Origin of the sequence: Streptomyces soli (assembly GCF_003999195.1) — a bacterium.
Lineage (GTDB): Bacteria > Actinomycetota > Actinomycetes > Streptomycetales > Streptomycetaceae > Actinacidiphila > Actinacidiphila soli.
Window position 1 is genome coordinate 53851 of the sequence record NZ_RJVR01000303.1, and the last position, 16237, is coordinate 70087.

The 16237-nt window shown below is 71.0% G+C and carries 16 protein-coding genes and 1 pseudogene; 10 read left to right on the forward strand and 7 right to left on the reverse strand.

Going from position 1 to position 16237, the window contains the following annotated elements; translation table 11 throughout:
- Positions 1–60 precede the first annotated feature (60 nt).
- Both EFK10_RS34310 and EFK10_RS34315 read right to left on the reverse strand, forming a co-directional pair.
- On the reverse strand, positions 61–330 hold the full coding sequence (locus EFK10_RS34310; protein ID WP_206305704.1) for a hypothetical protein: 270 nt from the start codon (positions 328–330) through the stop codon (positions 61–63).
- Positions 331–459: 129 nt separating this feature from the next.
- Entirely contained in the window at positions 460–1833 is a 1374-nt protein-coding gene (locus EFK10_RS34315; protein WP_127359547.1) for a peptidase C39 family protein, read from the reverse strand.
- Between the two features lie 256 nt (positions 1834–2089).
- Between EFK10_RS34315 and EFK10_RS34320 the strand changes: the two genes are divergently transcribed.
- From EFK10_RS34320 to EFK10_RS34340, 5 genes and pseudogenes are all read left to right on the forward strand, one after another.
- Positions 2090–3235, forward strand: coding sequence for a sialidase family protein (locus EFK10_RS34320; protein ID WP_206305705.1), 1146 nt, complete (start codon positions 2090–2092; stop codon positions 3233–3235).
- 99 nt (positions 3236–3334) lie between these two features.
- Positions 3335–3586 (forward strand): chaplin, encoded by a 252-nt coding sequence (locus EFK10_RS34325; RefSeq protein ID WP_127359548.1) that lies wholly within the window; start codon positions 3335–3337, stop codon positions 3584–3586.
- A gap of 198 nt (positions 3587–3784) precedes the next feature.
- A complete protein-coding gene (locus EFK10_RS34330) occupies positions 3785–4051 on the forward strand; it encodes an acyl carrier protein (RefSeq protein ID WP_127359549.1) in 267 nt (88 codons plus the stop codon).
- Complete coding sequence (locus EFK10_RS34335) at positions 4048–5283, forward strand: beta-ketoacyl-[acyl-carrier-protein] synthase family protein (protein ID WP_127359550.1); 1236 nt, start codon at positions 4048–4050, stop codon at positions 5281–5283. Before EFK10_RS34330 ends, EFK10_RS34335 begins: the two co-directional genes overlap by 4 nt.
- A 45-nt stretch (positions 5284–5328) precedes the next feature.
- Positions 5329–7287 (forward strand): annotated as a pseudogene (locus EFK10_RS34340) (MMPL family transporter); the annotation flags it as partial.
- 62 nt (positions 7288–7349) lie between these two features.
- Here the strand turns inward: EFK10_RS34340 and EFK10_RS51215 are convergent.
- From EFK10_RS51215 to EFK10_RS34355, 3 genes are read right to left on the reverse strand one after another with little or no spacing between them, the layout of a single operon-like run.
- The gene (locus tag EFK10_RS51215) at positions 7350–8441 is read right to left on the reverse strand and encodes a threonine aldolase family protein (protein WP_127359552.1); all 1092 of its coding nucleotides are present in this window, start codon (positions 8439–8441) and stop codon (positions 7350–7352) included.
- Positions 8420–9184 (reverse strand): SDR family oxidoreductase, encoded by a 765-nt coding sequence (locus EFK10_RS34350; protein ID WP_127359553.1) that lies wholly within the window; start codon positions 9182–9184, stop codon positions 8420–8422. Before EFK10_RS34350 ends, EFK10_RS51215 begins: the two co-directional genes overlap by 22 nt.
- A 17-nt stretch (positions 9185–9201) precedes the next feature.
- A complete protein-coding gene (locus EFK10_RS34355; protein ID WP_240677651.1) occupies positions 9202–10566 on the reverse strand; it encodes a DUF6421 family protein in 1365 nt (454 codons plus the stop codon).
- Between the two features lie 171 nt (positions 10567–10737).
- Between EFK10_RS34355 and EFK10_RS34360 the strand changes: the two genes are divergently transcribed.
- The 4 genes from EFK10_RS34360 (at position 10738) to EFK10_RS34375 (ending at position 14037) form a co-directional block, all read left to right on the forward strand.
- Positions 10738–11424 carry a glycerophosphodiester phosphodiesterase gene (locus EFK10_RS34360; RefSeq protein ID WP_127359555.1) on the forward strand — a complete coding sequence of 229 codons (687 nt, stop codon included), beginning with the start codon at positions 10738–10740 and terminating at the stop codon, positions 11422–11424.
- Positions 11425–11519: 95 nt separating this feature from the next.
- Positions 11520–12404 carry an ABC transporter substrate-binding protein gene (locus EFK10_RS34365; RefSeq protein WP_127359556.1) on the forward strand — a complete coding sequence of 295 codons (885 nt, stop codon included), beginning with the start codon at positions 11520–11522 and terminating at the stop codon, positions 12402–12404.
- A gap of 26 nt (positions 12405–12430) precedes the next feature.
- Complete coding sequence (locus EFK10_RS34370; protein WP_127359565.1) at positions 12431–13276, forward strand: amino acid ABC transporter permease; 846 nt, start codon at positions 12431–12433, stop codon at positions 13274–13276.
- A complete protein-coding gene (locus EFK10_RS34375; protein ID WP_127359557.1) occupies positions 13273–14037 on the forward strand; it encodes an amino acid ABC transporter ATP-binding protein in 765 nt (254 codons plus the stop codon). Before EFK10_RS34370 ends, EFK10_RS34375 begins: the two co-directional genes overlap by 4 nt.
- Before the next feature lie 18 nt (positions 14038–14055).
- Here EFK10_RS34375 and EFK10_RS34380 read toward each other — a convergent pair whose 3' ends face one another.
- Entirely contained in the window at positions 14056–14601 is a 546-nt protein-coding gene (locus EFK10_RS34380; RefSeq protein ID WP_127359558.1) for a GNAT family N-acetyltransferase, read from the reverse strand.
- Between the two features lie 28 nt (positions 14602–14629).
- On the opposite strand from EFK10_RS34380, the gene EFK10_RS34385 reads away from it, so the two are divergent.
- On the forward strand, positions 14630–15016 hold the full coding sequence (locus EFK10_RS34385; RefSeq protein WP_127359559.1) for a VOC family protein: 387 nt from the start codon (positions 14630–14632) through the stop codon (positions 15014–15016).
- 218 nt (positions 15017–15234) lie between these two features.
- Here EFK10_RS34385 and EFK10_RS34390 read toward each other — a convergent pair.
- On the reverse strand, positions 15235–16237 hold a 1003-nt coding region (locus tag EFK10_RS34390; RefSeq protein WP_164836263.1), incomplete at its 5' end, for an aminotransferase-like domain-containing protein.

A 16237-nucleotide genomic window follows, 5' to 3' on the forward strand; every position in this document is an offset into this window, starting at 1 on the left:
GCCCTTCATCGTTGTCGTGCACCGCTCACAAAAGGCGGCCGCCCGGTCAGGCCGGGGCGATCACGCCCGCCGGATGCCGGCCACCACGTCAGGATGAACGCCGAAGTGACCCAGGCGACCTGGGAGCCGGATGACCCGAAGGCGGAGGGCCAGTGACGTCATCACGCCGCCGGCCTTCTCCACCAGCGCCACCGTATCGGCGTCCGCCTCCAGGTTGATATCGCAGCCGAATACCTTTGCCCCTTCGGCGGCGAAAACCTGTGCGGCACCTCTGCCGATTCCTGCCCTGGTACCGCTGATGAAGGCGATTTTTCCGGTCAGCCGTCCCATGCCGTGCCCTTCGTCCCTTCGCCGCCGGACTGCGGCCCCAGCGTAAATTCGCTGTCTTTTGGCGGACAAGACATTCCGGGGCGAAGGGCCATCGGGGCTTGGCATGGCTGGTATGCGGTGAGGGACGGCTCAGCGGATGCCGAGTTCCGCGAGTGCGCGCCGCTGCGCCGTGGACGGCCTGAGCGGCCAGTAGAGGTAGCAGACCCCACCGCTGCCGCTGCGGACCTGGCCGCTGGCGTTGTAGCGCTTGGTCCTCAGCCAGATCGTCTCGAACTGCGACCTCTTGTACACATGCCGCACGGCCGTGTCGTCGGCGCTCGCCGGGTCGTTGGCGATGACGTCGCCGTCCTCAGTGAAGCCGACGATGCTCATCAGGTGGCCGGAGGTGCCGTAGCCGGCGCCGTCGAGTTCGGTGGCGAGGAAGGACTGGGACGTTATCACCGGGATGCCGGCGCCGATGAGCTTCTCGACGTCGTTGAGGGTGTGCAGCCGGGTGATGATCGCGTTCATGTCGCGGTACGTGGCCGCGTAGGCGGCGTTGAAGGGCCAGTTGCCGCAGCCCTGGTACTGGTAGTCGTAGATGTAGCGGGCGGCGTGGTCGACCTGGGGGTCGGTGTAGGCGGCGTCGACCCAGGCGAGCTGCTCGGCGGTGGGGCCCCGTCCCCAGTACTGGAGGACCATCGCGGAGGAGGTGGGGCTGCACCAGGCCTCGCCGCCGTTGTCGTACTGCGGGTACTGGCCCTTGTGGATCTCCTGGGAGAAGCGCGGCACCGGCAGCTCGACGCCGCGGCCCTCGCCGGGGACGGAGGCGGGCACGGTGAAGCGGTCGGGGATGTCGGAGGCCATCGCACCGATCCGCCAGACGGTGGGGGTGAGGCGGGTGCCGGGCTTGCGGTAGAGGGTCAGGCGCAGCCGGTACGAGGCGAGGCGCAGACCGCTCGCGGTGTCATCGATGGAGAAGGTGTCGGTCCAGATGCTGCTCTTGCCGTCGCTCTGGTCGTCCACCGAGGTGCGGCGGATGTCGTCGTCACCGGCCGCCCACCGGCCGAGTACGTACCAGGGGGTGGCGGTGCCGTCGGTGTAGGTGCCGCTGACCTCGGTCTGGATCCAGGTGCCGGCGGGGGTGTCGGCGTTCCAGGAAGCGACCAACTCGCTCGCGGGGTGCGGCGGGGTGTGCACCGGTGAGGTCCAGGTGGCCGTCTCCCAGGTGGCGGTGGTCTTGGTGTGCGGGTCGGTGTAGTCGGTGGTGCCGGTGGCATGGACGATGACGAGGCCCGGGCGCGGGTGTTCCGCGGCTCGGGTGCCGTGGGCGTCGCCGCAGCGCAAGTCGGAATCGCCGGTCCAGGCGTGGTAGTCCACAGGCGCCTCCTCCGTGGCGGCGGAGCTGTCGTCGGCCGCGGTGCTCACGTCCGCGCGCGGTGTCGCGAAGGCGGGCGTCGCGGTGGCGGCCGCGGCGGCGATCGCGGCGGCCAGGACGGTACGGCGGGGTGTGGATCTTGTCATGGGCGGTTCCCCCTGTCGTGGGCGGTGTCGGCAGGTGCACAACTATCGCCGCAGTGCAGGCCTTTCGACCAGAGTTCCGGGGTGGCCCGGACGTGTTCATTGGTGGAGACCAATGACACTCAGCGAATGGACACCCGGCGAATTTGTCAAGGACGACGCCACCACTTCGATTCCATTCATCATATTGCCTGACAACCTGACCGCTTTGACGGAGTGTCACCGCGCCCCTTCCAGAATCGGGTGAGACAAAGGGGTCATGAGACGAGGTGCCATCACCACCAGACGTACGGCCATCGCCGGGTTGGCTTTGCTCCTCGCCGGGAGTGCCACCGGCTGGGAACAACCGGCCGCGGCCGGGTCACCGGTGCCGGACGGCGGCTGCAGTTCCTCCGTTCCTTTCCGGTCCGGGACGCACGGATATCACACCTTCCGCATTCCGGCCGTCATCCGGATCGGAAAACGTACGGTGCTCGCCTTCGCCGAGGGGCGCCGGAACTCGGCCGCCGACCAGGGCGACATCGACACCGTCCTGAGGCGGTCGTCCGACGGCGGCTGCACCTGGGGGCCGCTCCAGGTCGTCGCCTCCGGTCGCGGCAGCACCCTCGGCAATCCGACGCCGGTCGCCGACCCGCGCACCGGCCGGATCGCCCTGCTGCTGTGCCGCACGGTCGGCGACGGATACGTCAACCTGGCACGCAACCGGCAGGTCTACGTCACCTCCAGCACCGACGGCGGTGCCACCTGGGCCCGGCCACGCGACATCACCTCCCAGGTCAAGCCCGCCAACTGGAGCTGGTACGCGACCGGGCCCGGCCACGCCATCGCCCTGCGGCACGGCCCGTACGCCGGGCGACTCCTGGCCCCCGCCAACCACATGGCCACGACCGCCACCGGGGAGGTGTACGGCGCCCACTCCCTCTACAGCGACGACGGCGGCACGACCTGGCGCATCGGCTACATCCAGCAGGACCCCAGCGAGTGGATCAACCTCAACGAGAACTCCCTGGCCGAACTCCCCGACGGCCGCGTGTACATCAACGCGCGCGACGAGGGCGGCTTCTCCGATGCGACCCGCGCCGACGGGTACAGCTGGGACGGCGGGCTCACCGTGCAGGGCTTATTGCCGCAGAACGGCCTGATGGGAGCCGTGGTGCAGGGCGCGGTGCTGCAGACCAGCGGCGGGGCGCTGCTCTACTCGGCGCCCGCCGACCCGGTCCGGCGTGCCCGGATGGCGGTGCGCGTCAGCCAGGACGGCGGCATCTCCTGGACGACCGGCTGGACCGTCTCCCAGCGCCCGGCCGGTTACTCCGATCTGGTGGAGCTGGAAGAGGGCAGGGTCGGCCTGCTCTACGAGACGGGAGCGACCTCCCCGTACGAGACGATCACCTTCGCCCGCCGGTGATGTGTGCGGCGCTGTGCGGCTGAACGGGTGGAGTCGCATGTCCGAACGTCACACCGGTCGTTGTGCAGGTCCCATTCGCGATCTTCGAAGGAGAACGCAATGAACCGTTTTGTGAAGGCAGTGGCGCTGACCGCCGTCGCCGGCGCCACAACGATGGGCACCGCCAGTGGCGCCCTCGCCCACGACCACGGCGGCGCCTCCGCCCGCGCCGCGGCCATCGGATCCCCCGGTTTCCTCAGCGGCAACGTCATCCAGGTGCCGATCAGCATCCCGATCAACGTGTGCGGGAACAGCGTGAACGTGGTGGCGCTGCTCAACCCGACGGTCGGCAATTTCTGCATGAACAAGTGAACCGGCGCCTCTGAGAAAGGGGCGCGGCGTATTGCCCTCAGGGGCGTCCGGGAATACTTCCGGGCGCCCCTCGGGCATTTCGCCAAGCGGGTGATGCGATAACCGCCCGATGCGCGTGTCGGGCTATTCCATCTGATTACCGGGTGATCCTGAGGGCGGATGTAAGCCCCGACAGCGCCACCCGAACGAAGGAGAACGATGGAATCCGTCTACGACGTGATGGTCCGTCAGCTCACCGAATACTTCGGCGTTCCACAGGAGCAGATCAGTCCGGACGCGACCTTCGAGGAGATGGAAGTCGACTCCCTCGCGCAGGTCGAACTCGCCACGATGCTGGAGGACACCCTCGGCGTGGCCCTTCCGCAAGGCCGCCAGGACTTCACGCTCGGCGAGGCGGCGGCGTTCCTGGAGCGGGCGGCGGGCGGCGAGGCCGCCCGTTCGGCTCTGATGGGGGCCGCCAAGTGAGGGCCCGGGTCACGGACATCGCTGTCACCGGTATCGGCCTGGTCACTCCGGCCGGGATCGGCCTCGAGCCGTCCTGGGAAGGGCTGTGCAAGGGCGAGGGGCTGGCCGCCACCGACGAGGCACTGGCCGGGCTGCCGGTCGACTTCTCCTGCGCCGTCCCCGGGTTCGACGGCGGGGCGCTGCTGGGCAGAAGGCTGACCTGGCGGATCGACAAGTTCATCCAGCTCGCCATGGTCGCCGCCCGTGAGGCGGTCGCCGACGCCCGGCTGGACACGGCCACCTGGGACGGCCCCCGGGTGGCCGTCGTGCTCGGTGTCGCGAGCAACGGCGGCGACCGCTGGCCCATCGAGTACGGCAACCTGGGCAACGGCCGCGTCGAGTCCATCTCCCCCGCCACACTGCCCCGTTCGCTGCCCAACATGGTGGCCGGCGAGGTCTCCGCGGACCTCCAGGCGGTCGGGCCCTGCCTGACCACCTCGACCGCCTGCGCCTCCGGGGCCACCGCCATCGGCACCGCCCGCGACCTGCTGCGGGCGGGGGCCTGCGACATCGCGATCACCGGAGGCACCGACTGCGCCCGGGTCGAGATGGGCTCCGCCGCCTTCTACCGGATGCGGGCCCTGTCGATGCGCGGCCACGACCCGGCCGGCGCCTCGCGGCCGTTCGACGCGGACCGCGACGGCTTCGTGCTGAGCGAGGGCGCGGGGGTCCTCGTCATGGAGCGCCCCGAGTACGCCCGGGCGCGCGGTGCCCGGATCCGTGGCTACGTGTCCGGGTACGGAGCCTCCAGCGACGGTTACCACCACACCCGCCCCGACCCCACCGGTAACGGTGCCCGGCGCGCCACGCTGGCGGCGCTGGCCGACGCGGGCGCCGAGCCGTCCGACGTGGACCACGTCAACGCGCACGGCACGTCGACCCCGCTCAACGACCGCAGCGAGGCGACCATGCTGGCCTCGGTGTTCGGGACCCGTACGCCTCCTCCCGTGACCTCGGTCAAGGGGTCGATCGGGCATACCTTGGGGGCCGCGGGCGCCATCGACGCGGCGATCACCGTGCTGTCCCTGGAGCGCCAGCTGATCGTGCCGACCGCCAATCTCGACCGGCTGGACGACGGCATGGATCTGGACGTCGTCACGAAGGTGCCCCGCGCGCACCGCATGCAGGGCGCGCTGAGCAACTCCTTCGGTTTCGGCGGGCAGAACGCCGTGCTGTTCTTCCGTGCCGCCTGACGCCGCGTGACCCGCAACCCGCGGCTCGTGCTGCTGTTCGCCGCCGTGCTGACCGCTCTGCTCGGGACGGTCGGCACGGGCACGCACGACCGCCTGGCCAACGGCGGCTACACGGCCTCCGGCACCGAATCGGCACGCGCCAACCAGCTCCTCGCCGCCCGCTTCGGTGCCGGAAACCCCGACCTGGTCCTGCTGGTACGGGCGCGCGGAGGCGTCGACTCCCCCGCCGCGCGCGAGCAGGGCCGCCGCCTGGCCGCCAAGGTCGCCGCCGCGCCCGGGGTGGACGCCGTGCACGCGTACTGGCCCGCCAAGACCCCGGGGCTGCGGTCGAAGGACGGCCACGAGGCTCTGATCACGGCGGATCTGTCCGGCGAGGACAAGGACGCCGCGCGGACCGCGAAGAGCCTGGTGCCCGGGCTCACCGGCAGCCGTGGTGTGCTCACCGTCTCCGCGACCGGGCCCGCCTGGGTGAGCGTCGAGGCCGGGCGGATCAGCGAGCAGGACCTGGTGAAGGCCGAACTCTTCGCGGCGCCGATCACCCTGCTCATCCTGGTCGTGGCGCTCCGCTCGCTGCTCGCCGCCCTGCTGCCACTGGCGATCGGCGCGGTGTCCGTCGTCGGCACGGTCGCCCTGCTGCGGCTGCTGACCTACGCGATGCCGGTCTCGGTCTTCGCGATGAACCTCACCAGCGCGCTCGGCTTCGGCCTCGCGGTGGACTACGGCCTCTTCCTCGTGACCCGCTACCGGGAGGAACTGCGGGCCGGGGCCGCCCCGGAGGAGGCGGTCACCCGCACCGCGCGCACCGCGGGGCGGACGGTGGCCGTGTCGGCCTGCACGGTGGCCCTGTCGATGTCGGCGCTGCTGGTGCTGCCGCTGCCCTTCCTGCGGTCCATGGCCTGCGCCGGCATCGCGGTGGCGCTGCTCGCCGCGGCCGCCGCCACGGTGATCGTCCCCGCGCTGCTGGCGGTCGTCGGCCCCCGCATCGGCCGCTCCGGGCGCCCGGACAGCCCGTTGTGGCGAGCCGTGGCCCGGGCGGTGACCCGGCGGCCGGTCTATTACGGTGCCGGGTGCGCGCTGGCTCTCGTACTGCTGGCGACGCCGTTCGGGCACGTACGGTTCGGGCTGACGGACGAGCGGGCGCTGCCGGCGGACGCGTCGGCCCACACCACGGCGCGGGAGATCCGGGAGCACTTCGAAAACCCTGCGGAGCAGCAGGTGACGGTGGTGCTGCCCGGGGCGAAGGGGCCCGGCGTGAGCGCCTACGCGCGCCGGGTGTTCTGGCTGGACGGGGCGAGAGGGGTCATCAGGACCGATGTGCCGGGGCGCGGGACGCTGCTGAGCGTGACGGGCCCCGGGGATCCGCAGTCACCGGCCGCCCAGCGGCTGGTGCGTGACCTGCGGGCCCTTCCGGCGCCCGGGGAACGGCTGGTGGCCGGGCGTGCCGCGCTGCTGGCCGACACGCGGGCTGCGGTGGCGGACCGGCTTCCGGTGGCGGCGGGCATCGTGCTCGTCACCACGTGGGCGATGCTCTTCCTGCTCACCGGCAGTCTGCTGCTGCCGTTCAAGGCACTGGTCGTGGGGGCGCTCAGCCTCACCGCGAGCTTCGGGCTGATGGTGTACGTCTTCCAGGACGGCCATCTGCGCGGCCTGGTGGGCGACTTCGCGGTGACCGGAGCGCTGGATCTGACGATGCCGCTGCTGATGTTCGCCATCGCCTTCGGGCTCGCGATCGACTACGAGATCTTCCTGCTGTCCCGGGTACGGGAGCGCTACGTCCTCGGCGGCGACAACCGCGAGGCCGTCGTGGAGGGCGTGGCCCGCACCGGGCGCCTGGTGACCACGGCGGCGCTGGCCGTGGCTGTGGTCACGGGAGCGCTGGCGACCTCGGGGATCACGGTGCTCAAGCTGCTGGGCACCGGGCTCGCCGTCGCCGTGCTGGTGGACGCCACGCTGGTGCGCGGCATCCTGGTGCCCGCCTTCATGACCGTGGCGGGCCGGGCCAACTGGTGGGCGCCCGCGCCCCTGGCCCGGCTCCACGCACGGTTCGCCCAAGGAATTGAGAGGGGTCAGGAAGGCGAAGGACCCGCCGTCATCTCCTCGGCGACGGCCGCCGCGAAGGAGTCGACGTCCTCCTCGGTGGTGTCGAACGAGCACATCCAGCGGACCTCGCTGCTGGCCTCGTCCCAGAAGTAGAAGCGGTAGCTCTTCTGCAGCCGCTCGCTGACCTCGCGCGGCAGGATCGCGAAGACCGCGTTGGCCTGGACGGGCCGGACGACGGTGACGCCCTCGATGCCGCGTACGGCCGCCGCCAGGCGCTGGGCCATGGCGTTGGCGTGGCCCGCACTGCGCAGCCAGAGGTCACCGGCGAGCAGCGCCTCGAACTGCACCGATACGAAGCGCATCTTGGAGGCGAGCTGCATGGACAGCTTGCGCAGGTGCTTCATGGCGCGCACCCGGTCCGGGTTGAGGACGACGACGCACTCGCCGAACAGCAGACCGTTCTTGGTGCCGCCGAAGGACAGGATGTCCACGCCCGCGTCGGTGGTGAACTCCGCCAGCGGCACACCGAGGGTGGCGGCGGCGTTGGCGATCCGCGAGCCGTCGAGGTGGACGGTGAGTCCGCGCTCGTGGGCGTGGTCGCAGATCGCCCTGATCTCCTCGGGCGTGTAGCAGGTGCCGAGTTCGGTGGTCTGGGTGATCGAGACGACCTGCGGCTGGGCGCGGTGCTCGTCGTCGAAGCCCCAGGCCTCGCGGTCGATCAGCTCGGGGGTGAGCTTGCCGTCCGGAGTGGGGACGGTGAGCAGCTTCAGGCCGCCGACGCGCTCGGGCGCGCCGCATTCGTCGACGTTGATGTGGGCGGAGGCGGCGCAGATGACCGCGCCCCACCGTTCGGTGACCGACTGCAGGCCGACGACGTTGGCGCCGGTGCCGTTGAAGACGGGGAAGGCCTCGGCCCGGGGGCCGAAGTGGCGGCGGAAGACCTCCTGGAGGTGCCCGGTGTAGTCGTCCTCGCCGTAGGCGACCTGGTGGCCTCCGTTGGCGAGGGCGACCGCGGCCAGGATCTCGGGGTGGACGCCCGCGTAGTTGTCGCTGGCGAAGCCGCGTACGTCGGGGTCGTGATGCCGCACGGCATCGGTTACGGGTGCGGGGTGAGCCACAGGCGCTTTCCGTTCACTGCTTGGGCGGGACGCGTCCACACGTCGGCGATGGCGTCGGCCAGGTCGGTCACATCGGTAAAGCCGGCGAACTTGGCATTGGGCCGCTGCCGGCGCATCTCGTCGTGCACCAGGGCCTTGATGATCAGGACGGCGGCGGCCGCGGTCGGGTGCTCCGGATCGCCGAGCTTGCGAAAGGAGTCGCCGAGGGCGAGCGTCCAGGCCTCGGCGGCGGCCTTGGCGGCGGCGTACGCGGCGTTGCCGGCGGTCGGCTGGGTGGCGCCGGCCGCGCTGACGAGGACGTACCGCCCGTGGGGGCTGCGCAGCAGGCTGTCGTGGAAGGCCAGCGAGGTGTGCTGGACGGTGCGGATCAGCAGCTTCTCCAGGAAGTCCCAGTCCGCGAGGTCGGTCTCGGGGAAGGAGGCCGAGCCGCGCCAGCCGCCGACCAGGTGGACCATGCCGTCGACGCGGCCGAGGTCCTTCTCGATCCTGGCCGCCCATTCACGGGTGGCGTTCAGGTCCAGCAGGTCGACGACGTCGCCGGTGATGGCTCCGCCGCCGGCGTCGTAGCGGGCCAGATCCACGGCCTCGGCGAGCCGGTCGGGGCTGGCGTCGCCGGCCACGACATGGGCACCGGCCCGGGCCAGCCGCTGCAGGGTGGCGCGTCCGGCGGGGCCGCCGGCGCCGGCCACCACGATCACGGCGCCTTCGAGCGGGCGCGAACCCCCCGGGTCGGTTTCGGTCATCTTCTCCACCGCCTCCTTCACGCTGCCACCTGCCGCCTGTCACCGGCGGTGATCCCCTTGGTCGAGGCGATCACATCGCGCAGCTTCTTGGCCAGGGCCTCGTAGAACATACTGAGCGGAAACTCGTCCGGCAGCACGTCGTCCACGAGTTTGCGCGGCAGCTGGTTCAGGTCCAGGGCGTCCGGGCCCTTGGCCCAGACCGAGCCGGGGTGCGGGGAGAGATAGGTCGCGACGAGGTCGTAGGCGGCGAACCAGTGCACCAGCTTGGGGCGGTCGATGCCGTCCCGGTAGAGGGACTCGATGTCGGCGCACAGCTGGTTGGTCACCTGCGGGGCGCGCTGCCAGTCGATGTGCAGCTTGTTGTCAGTCCAGCGTACGGCCTCGTGCTTGTGCAGGTACGCGAAGAGCAGCTGGCCGCCGAGGCCGTCGTAGTTGCGGACCCGGTCGCCGGTGACCGGGAAGCGGAAGAGCCGGTCGAAGAGGATCGCGTACTGGACGTAGCGGCCCATGGAGTGGTCCTCGGCCTCCAGCTTCACGGCCTCCTTGAAGGTGGTGAGGTCGCAGCGCAGCTCCTCCAGGCCGTACATCCAGAACGGCTGGCGCTGCTTGATCATGAAGGGGTCGAAGGGCAGGTCGCCGTGGCTGTGGGTGCGGTCGTGGATCATGTCCCACAGCACGAAGGTCTGCTGGGTGAGCTCCTGGTCGTCCAGCAGGGCGGCGGCGTCCTGCGGAAGCTGCAGGCCCAGGGCGTCCACGGCGGCCTGGGTGACCTTGCGGAAGCGGGCGGCCTCGCGGTCGCAGAAAATGCCGCCCCAGGTGAAGCGCTCGGGGGCCTCGCGGACGGCGACGGTCTCCGGGAACAGGACGGCGGAGTTGGTGTCGTAGCCCGGGGTGAAGTCCTGGAAGGCGATCGGCACGAAGAGCGGGTTGTCGTACCGGGTGCGCTCCAGTTCCGACAGCCAGTCCGGCCACACGACGCTCAGCGCGACCGCCTCGAGGTTGCGGTCCGGGTTGCCGTTCTGCGTGTACATCGGGAAGACCACGAGGTGCTCCAGGCCGTCCCGGCGGTCGGCGGCGGGCTGGAAGGCCAGCAGCGAGTCCAGGAAGTCCGGCACGCCGAAGCCGGCGTCGGCCCACTTGCGCAGGTCCTTCACCAGGGCCTGGTGGTAGCCGGCGTCGTGCGGGAGCCGGGGGGCCAGTTCCTCGACCGCGCCGATCACCCGGCCGAGGGTGCGCTCGGCGTCGTCGCAGGCGGGGGCTCCGTCGGCGTCGAAGTCGATCGAGCCGTCCTTGCTCTGCCAGGGGCGGATCGCCTCCACGGCTTGCTTGAGCACCGCCCATGACGGGTGACTGACGATCGGTGACGACAGGATTTCCGTCACGACCCCTCCTATACAGAAGAAATTGTTGCGAGACCACCGTAACTGTGGCCGGTTCTCCCGTACAAGTGGACGATCTCCACATTCACGTGGCGTTCGACTCCAGGCCGCCTGCCCGCACTAGGCTTGCGGAAGTCCGTCATGATCCATCTGCACCACCGGAGGCGGGAAGCCTTGAGCTTTCTCACAGTCGGCCATCGCGGTGTCATGGGCGTCGAGCCCGAGAACACCCTGCGCTCCTTCGTCCGCGCCGAGCGCGAGGGCCTGGACCAGATCGAGCTGGACCTGCATCTGAGCAAGGACGGCGCACTCGTCGTCATGCACGACCAGAAGGTCGACCGGACCACCGGCGGCCGGGGCGTCATCGCCGACATGACCCTGGACGAGCTGCGCGAGCTCGACGCCGGGCTCGGCGAGCGGGTCCCGGTCTTCGAGGAGGTCGTCGACGCGGTCGGCAAGCCGATCCAGGCCGAGATCAAGGACGTGGCCGCCGCCCGCGTGCTCGCCGGCGTCCTGCGCGAGCGCGGCCTGCTCGACCGGGTCGACGTCCTGTCCTTCCACGACGAGGCTCTGCGCGAGATCCGCGAGTGCCTGCCCGGCGTACGGACCGTGCTGGTCGCCGAGGGCCCGATGGGCTCGGAGATCGTGACCCGGGCGGAGGCGGTCGGCGCCCGGCTGGTCAGCCTGAGCCTGCGCCGGATCAGCCTGGCCCTGGTCCAGGAATGCCACCGCGCGGGCATCTCCGTCATCGCCTGGACCGTCAACACCCCGGCCGACCTCGCCCTGGTCCGCGCGCTCGGGCTGGACGGCGCGGTCACCGACGTCCCCGACATCAAGCGGGCGGTGGAGTCCGGGAACTGACAGTCCGGCGCAATACTGCCGTCACAATGTCCGGCATGTGGAATAACACCCATGTGACCTGGACATTCTCCCCCACCGGGTGCCAACCTCCCGCCATGCGCCCTGCCATCGCCTTCCCGGCCGTCCCGCGTCGTCTCGCCTTCATAGCCGCGGGTCCCGTACTCGTCCTCCTGGCCGCCGCGTGCGCCCCGCAGGCCGACAGCAGCAGCACGTCCTCGGCGTCCTCGTCCTGCTCGCCCTCCGGCCTGAGCACCCAGGCCAAGGGCAAGCTGACGATCGGCACGGACGACCCGGCGTACGAACCGTGGTTCTCCGACGACAAGCCGTCCAACGGCAAGGGCTACGAGTCGGCGGTCGCGTACGCCGTCGCCAAGCAGCTCGGCTACAGCAAGAGCGCGGTCGTCTGGCAGAAGGTGGCCTTCAACAAGGCCATCGCGCCCGGCGCGAAGACCTTCGACATCGACATCAACCAGGTCTCCATCACCAGCGACCGCAAGAACGCCGTGGACTTCTCCTCGGGCTACTACGACGTGCGCCAGGCCGTCATCGCCCTGAAGGGCTCCAAGGCGGCCAACGCCACCAGCATCGCGGATCTGAAGAAGCTCAAGCTCGGCGCGCAGGTGGGCACCACGAGCCTCGACGTGATCAACAACGTCATCAAGCCGACCCAGCAGGCCGCCGCCTACCAGAAGAACGACTACGCCAAGTCCGCCCTGAAGAACGGTCAGGTCGACGCCATCGTCACCGACCTGCCGACCGCCTTCTACATCACCGCCGCCGAGGTCACCGACGGAAAGATCGTCGGCCAGTTCTCCACCACCCAGGGCCAGCAGGAACAGTTCGGCCTCGTCCTCGACAAGGGCAGCTCGCTGACGTCCTGCGTCAGCAAGGCGGTCACCGCCCTGCGCGACGACGGCACGCTCGGCAAGCTCGAGAAGCAGTGGCTGTCGGACGCGGTCAACGCCCCGGTCCTCAAGTGACGGTGCCCGATCTGTCCGACGAGGACATGTACCGGCCGTCGGCGCGGCGGATCGAGCGGGAGCGCCACAAGCGCACCCGCGCCCGCCGCGCGACGGCCATCGCCACGATCAGCACCGTCGTCACCGCGGCGGTCCTCTTTCTGGTCGTCACCGGCTCGCCCGGCTGGCCGGCCACCAAGAAGGCGTTCTTCAGCGCGCACTACGCCCGGATGGCCCTCCCCAAGGTCATCGACGGGCTGTGGCTGAACATCCGCCTCATGGTGATCTGCGGCGCGATCATCCTGGTGCTCGGGATGCTGATCGCCGTCACCCGCACCCTGCGCGGCCCGGTGTTCTTCCCACTGCGCGCGCTGGCGACCGCGTACGTCGACTTCTTCCGCGGCCTGCCCCTGATCATCTGCCTGCTCATGGTGGTCTTCGGGGTCCCCGCCCTGCGCCTGCAGGGCGTCACCGTCAACCCGGTCATCCTGGGCGGCACGGCGCTGGTGCTGACCTACTCGGCGTACGTCGCCGAGGTGTTCCGGGCCGGCATCGAGACCGTCCACCCGAGCCAGCGGGCGGCGGCGCGGTCGCTGGGGCTGAGCGGTCCGCAGACGATGCGGTTCGTCGTACTGCCGCAGGCCGTACGACGTGTCGTACCGCCGCTGCTCAACGATTTGGTGTCGCTGCAGAAGGACACCGGCCTGGTCTCCATCGGCGGCGCCGTCGACGCGGTGCACGCGGCGGACATCATCGTCGGCAAGTACTTCAACTACACCCCGTACGTCGTCGCGGGCCTGGTCTTCGTCGCGCTGACGATCCCGATGACACGGTTCACCGACTGGATCACGGCCCGCATGTACCGCCGCCAGTCGCAGGGAGGCACCGTTTGACCGCCGACGCCAACAGGCCGCCGGTGCTGCGGCTGGAGTCCGTACGCAAGACCTTCGGCGACTCGGTGGTGCTGCGGGACGTGGACCTGGCCGTGCCCGCGCACACCGTGACCGTGCTGATCGGGGCCTCCGGCTCGGGCAAGTCGACCCTGCTGCGCTGCGCGAACCTCCTGGAGGAGATCGACGACGGGGCGATCTTCCTGGACGGCGACGAGATCACCGACCCCCGGGTGGATCCGGACAGCGTCCGGCGGCGGATCGGCGTGGTCTTCCAGGCGTACAACCTCTTCCCGCACATGACGGTGCTGGACAACATCACGCTCGCGCCTCGCCGGGTCCACAAGACCGCCCGCAAGGAGGCCGAGGAGCGGGCCCGCGAGCTGCTGGCGCGGCTGGGGCTGAAGGAAAAGGCGGCCGAGTACCCGGACCGGCTCAGCGGCGGCCAGCAGCAGCGGGTGGCGATCGTACGGGCGCTGGCCGGGCAGCCGAAGCTGCTGCTGCTGGACGAGATCACGGCGGCGCTGGACCCGGAGCTGGTCGGCGAGGTGCTGAACGTGGTGCGGGACCTCAAGGAGCAGGGCATGACCATGGTCATCGCCACCCATGAGATGGGCTTCGCCCGCGAGGTTGCCGACCAGGTGTGCTTCCTGGACGGCGGGGTGGTGCTGGAACGCGGCACCCCCAAGCAGGTCTTCGGCGCGCCGCAGCAGGAACGGACCCAGCAGTTCCTGCGGCGGATCGTCGAGGCCGGACGACTCTAGGGCGGCTCTAGGGCGGCTCTAGCCGAGCTTCTTGACCAGCAGCTCGAACTGCAGGTCGTCGCGGGTGGGCAGGCCGAAGCGTTCGTCGCCGTACGGGAACGGGGTCATCTCGCCGGTGCGGGCGTAGCCCCGGCGCTCGTACCAGGCGATGAGATCCTCGCGCGCGGAGATCACCGTCATGTGCATCTCGTGCGCCTCCCACTCCTCGTGGGCGAAGCGCTCGGCCTCGGCCAGGACGACCTTGCCGAGGCCGGCGCCCTGGAGGGTGGGGCGGACGGCGAACATGCCGAAGTAGGCGTGCCCGTCGCGCTTCTCGAGCTGGCAGCAGGCGACGATCTCGCCGTCGGACTCGACGACCACCATCCGGCTCGCCGTACCGCCGACGACGGCCGCCACGCCTTCGGGGTCGGTGCGCCGCCCCTCCAGCAGGTCCGCCTCGGTCGTCCAGCCGGCCCGGCTGGAGTCACCCCGGTACGCCGACTCGATGAGGGCGACCAGGGCGGGCACGTCGGCGGGGACGGCGGTGCGGAAAACGTGCCGGGCGGAGTGGTTCGTGGTGTCCATCGGGGCATGTTCCTCTACGGTCGGTGGCATGGTCAACGTACTGAGCAGCAGGATCCTGCTGCGGCCGGCCGATCTGGAGCGGTCGCGGGCCTTCTACCGGGACGATCTCGGGCTGGCCGTTTACCGGGAGTTCGGGGAGGGACCGGAGCGCGGGACGGTGTTCTTCCTCGGCGGCGGTTTTCTGGAGGTCTCGGGCCACTCGGAGGGCCCGCTGAACGCCGGACTTCAGCTGTGGCTCCAGGTGGAGGACGTGGGAGCGCTGCACGGGCGGCTGCTCGACCGCGGGGTTAAGGTGCTGCGCGAGCCGCGGCAGGAGCCGTGGGGGCTGATCGAGATGTGGATCGAGGACCCGGACGGATGCAAGATCGTCATGGTGGAGGTGCCCGAAGATCACCCCCTGCGGTATCGCCCCTAACGGCTGTCCGTCCCGCCGCATGCGGCTTCGATTGCAAGCGCCCTCAGGGTGGGGTTTCCAGTGGGCGTTTTCCCCCAGCCTGGCGGCTGGGAGGTGGCCCCCGGCAACGCCGCTGGTGGGGGTCCCCTCAGACGGAGTCTGGGGGAGAGGGGTCGCAGGGCGTCGCAGGCCCGCGCCCTATCGTGCACCAGGTCGTAAGAGGCCGCAGGTCCGCCCGCTCAGGTACCGGCCGTGATCCCGGTCTCCGCGCAGGCGGCGGCCAGGCGGCGTACGCCCTCCGTGATCTCGGCCGTGCCGGCGGTGTCGGCGAAGCTGACGCGTACGTACGGGGCCGGGGCCTCGGCCGCGAAGTAGGGACGCCCTGGGGCGACGGCGACGCCGCAGCGCAGGGCGGCCCCGGCGAGGGCGGTCTCGTCGGCGCCGTCGGGTAGGCGCAGCCAGAGTTGGTAGCCGCCGGCTGGGGCACGGGCGGGGGCGAGCGCCGGGAGTTCGCGGTGGAGGGCGGCGAGCATGGCGTCGCGGCGTTCGGCCAGGCCGGCGGCGACGGCGCGCAGGTGGCGGGGCCAGGCGGGGGCGCCGACGAGTTCGAGGGTGGCCTCTTGGAGGGGGCGGGGGACGAAGAAGCTGTCGACGACCTGGATGGCGCGCAGCCGTTCCATCACCGGGCCCCGGGCGACGATCGCGCCGACGCGCAGGCTCGGGGATGTCGGCTTGGTCAGCGAGCCGACGTGGACGACGGTGCCGTGCGGGTCGTCGGCGACCAGTGGCGGCGGCAGCGGCCCGCCGTGGCCGAGGCGGCGGGCGAAGTCGTCCTCGATGACGAACGCCCCGGCGGCGTGGGCGACGGCCAGAATCTCGCGGCGGCGGCCGGGGGCGAGGACGGCGCCGGTCGGGTTCTGGAAGAGCGGCTGGCAGAAGAAGACCCGGGCCCCGGTCGCGGCGAAGGCGTCGGCCAGCAACTCCGGGCGGACGCCGTCCTCGTCGACGGGCACCGGCACCGGGCGCAGCCCGGCGGCGCGGGCGACGGCCAGCGCCCCGGGGTAGGTCGGCGACTCGACCAGCACCGGCGAGCCGGGCGGGGCGAGGGCGTGCAGGGCCGTGGTGAGCGCTGACTGACCGCCCGCGGTGACGAGGACCTGCGCCGGGCCGATGGTGCCCGCCGGGCCTCCCGCCTCCCGGGCGAACCAGGCGCGCAACGCGGTCAGCCCCTCCAGCGGCGGC

Coding starts and splice junctions, on each gene's coding strand:
- EFK10_RS34320 (WP_206305705.1), top strand. CDS start 2,090: ATGAGACGAGGTGCCATCACCACCAGACGTACGGCCATCGCCGGGTTG.
- EFK10_RS34330 (WP_127359549.1), top strand. CDS start 3,785: ATGGAATCCGTCTACGACGTGATGGTCCGTCAGCTCACCGAATACTTC.
- EFK10_RS34350 (WP_127359553.1), bottom strand. CDS start 9,184: ATGACCGAAACCGACCCGGGGGGTTCGCGCCCGCTCGAAGGCGCCGTG.
- EFK10_RS34370 (WP_127359565.1), top strand. CDS start 12,431: ATGTACCGGCCGTCGGCGCGGCGGATCGAGCGGGAGCGCCACAAGCGC.
- EFK10_RS34325 (WP_127359548.1), top strand. CDS start 3,335: ATGAACCGTTTTGTGAAGGCAGTGGCGCTGACCGCCGTCGCCGGCGCC.
- EFK10_RS34315 (WP_127359547.1), bottom strand. CDS start 1,833: ATGACAAGATCCACACCCCGCCGTACCGTCCTGGCCGCCGCGATCGCC.
- EFK10_RS34310 (WP_206305704.1), bottom strand. CDS start 330: ATGGGACGGCTGACCGGAAAAATCGCCTTCATCAGCGGTACCAGGGCA.
- EFK10_RS34385 (WP_127359559.1), top strand. CDS start 14,630: ATGGTCAACGTACTGAGCAGCAGGATCCTGCTGCGGCCGGCCGATCTG.
- EFK10_RS34380 (WP_127359558.1), bottom strand. CDS start 14,601: ATGGACACCACGAACCACTCCGCCCGGCACGTTTTCCGCACCGCCGTC.
- EFK10_RS34365 (WP_127359556.1), top strand. CDS start 11,520: ATGCGCCCTGCCATCGCCTTCCCGGCCGTCCCGCGTCGTCTCGCCTTC.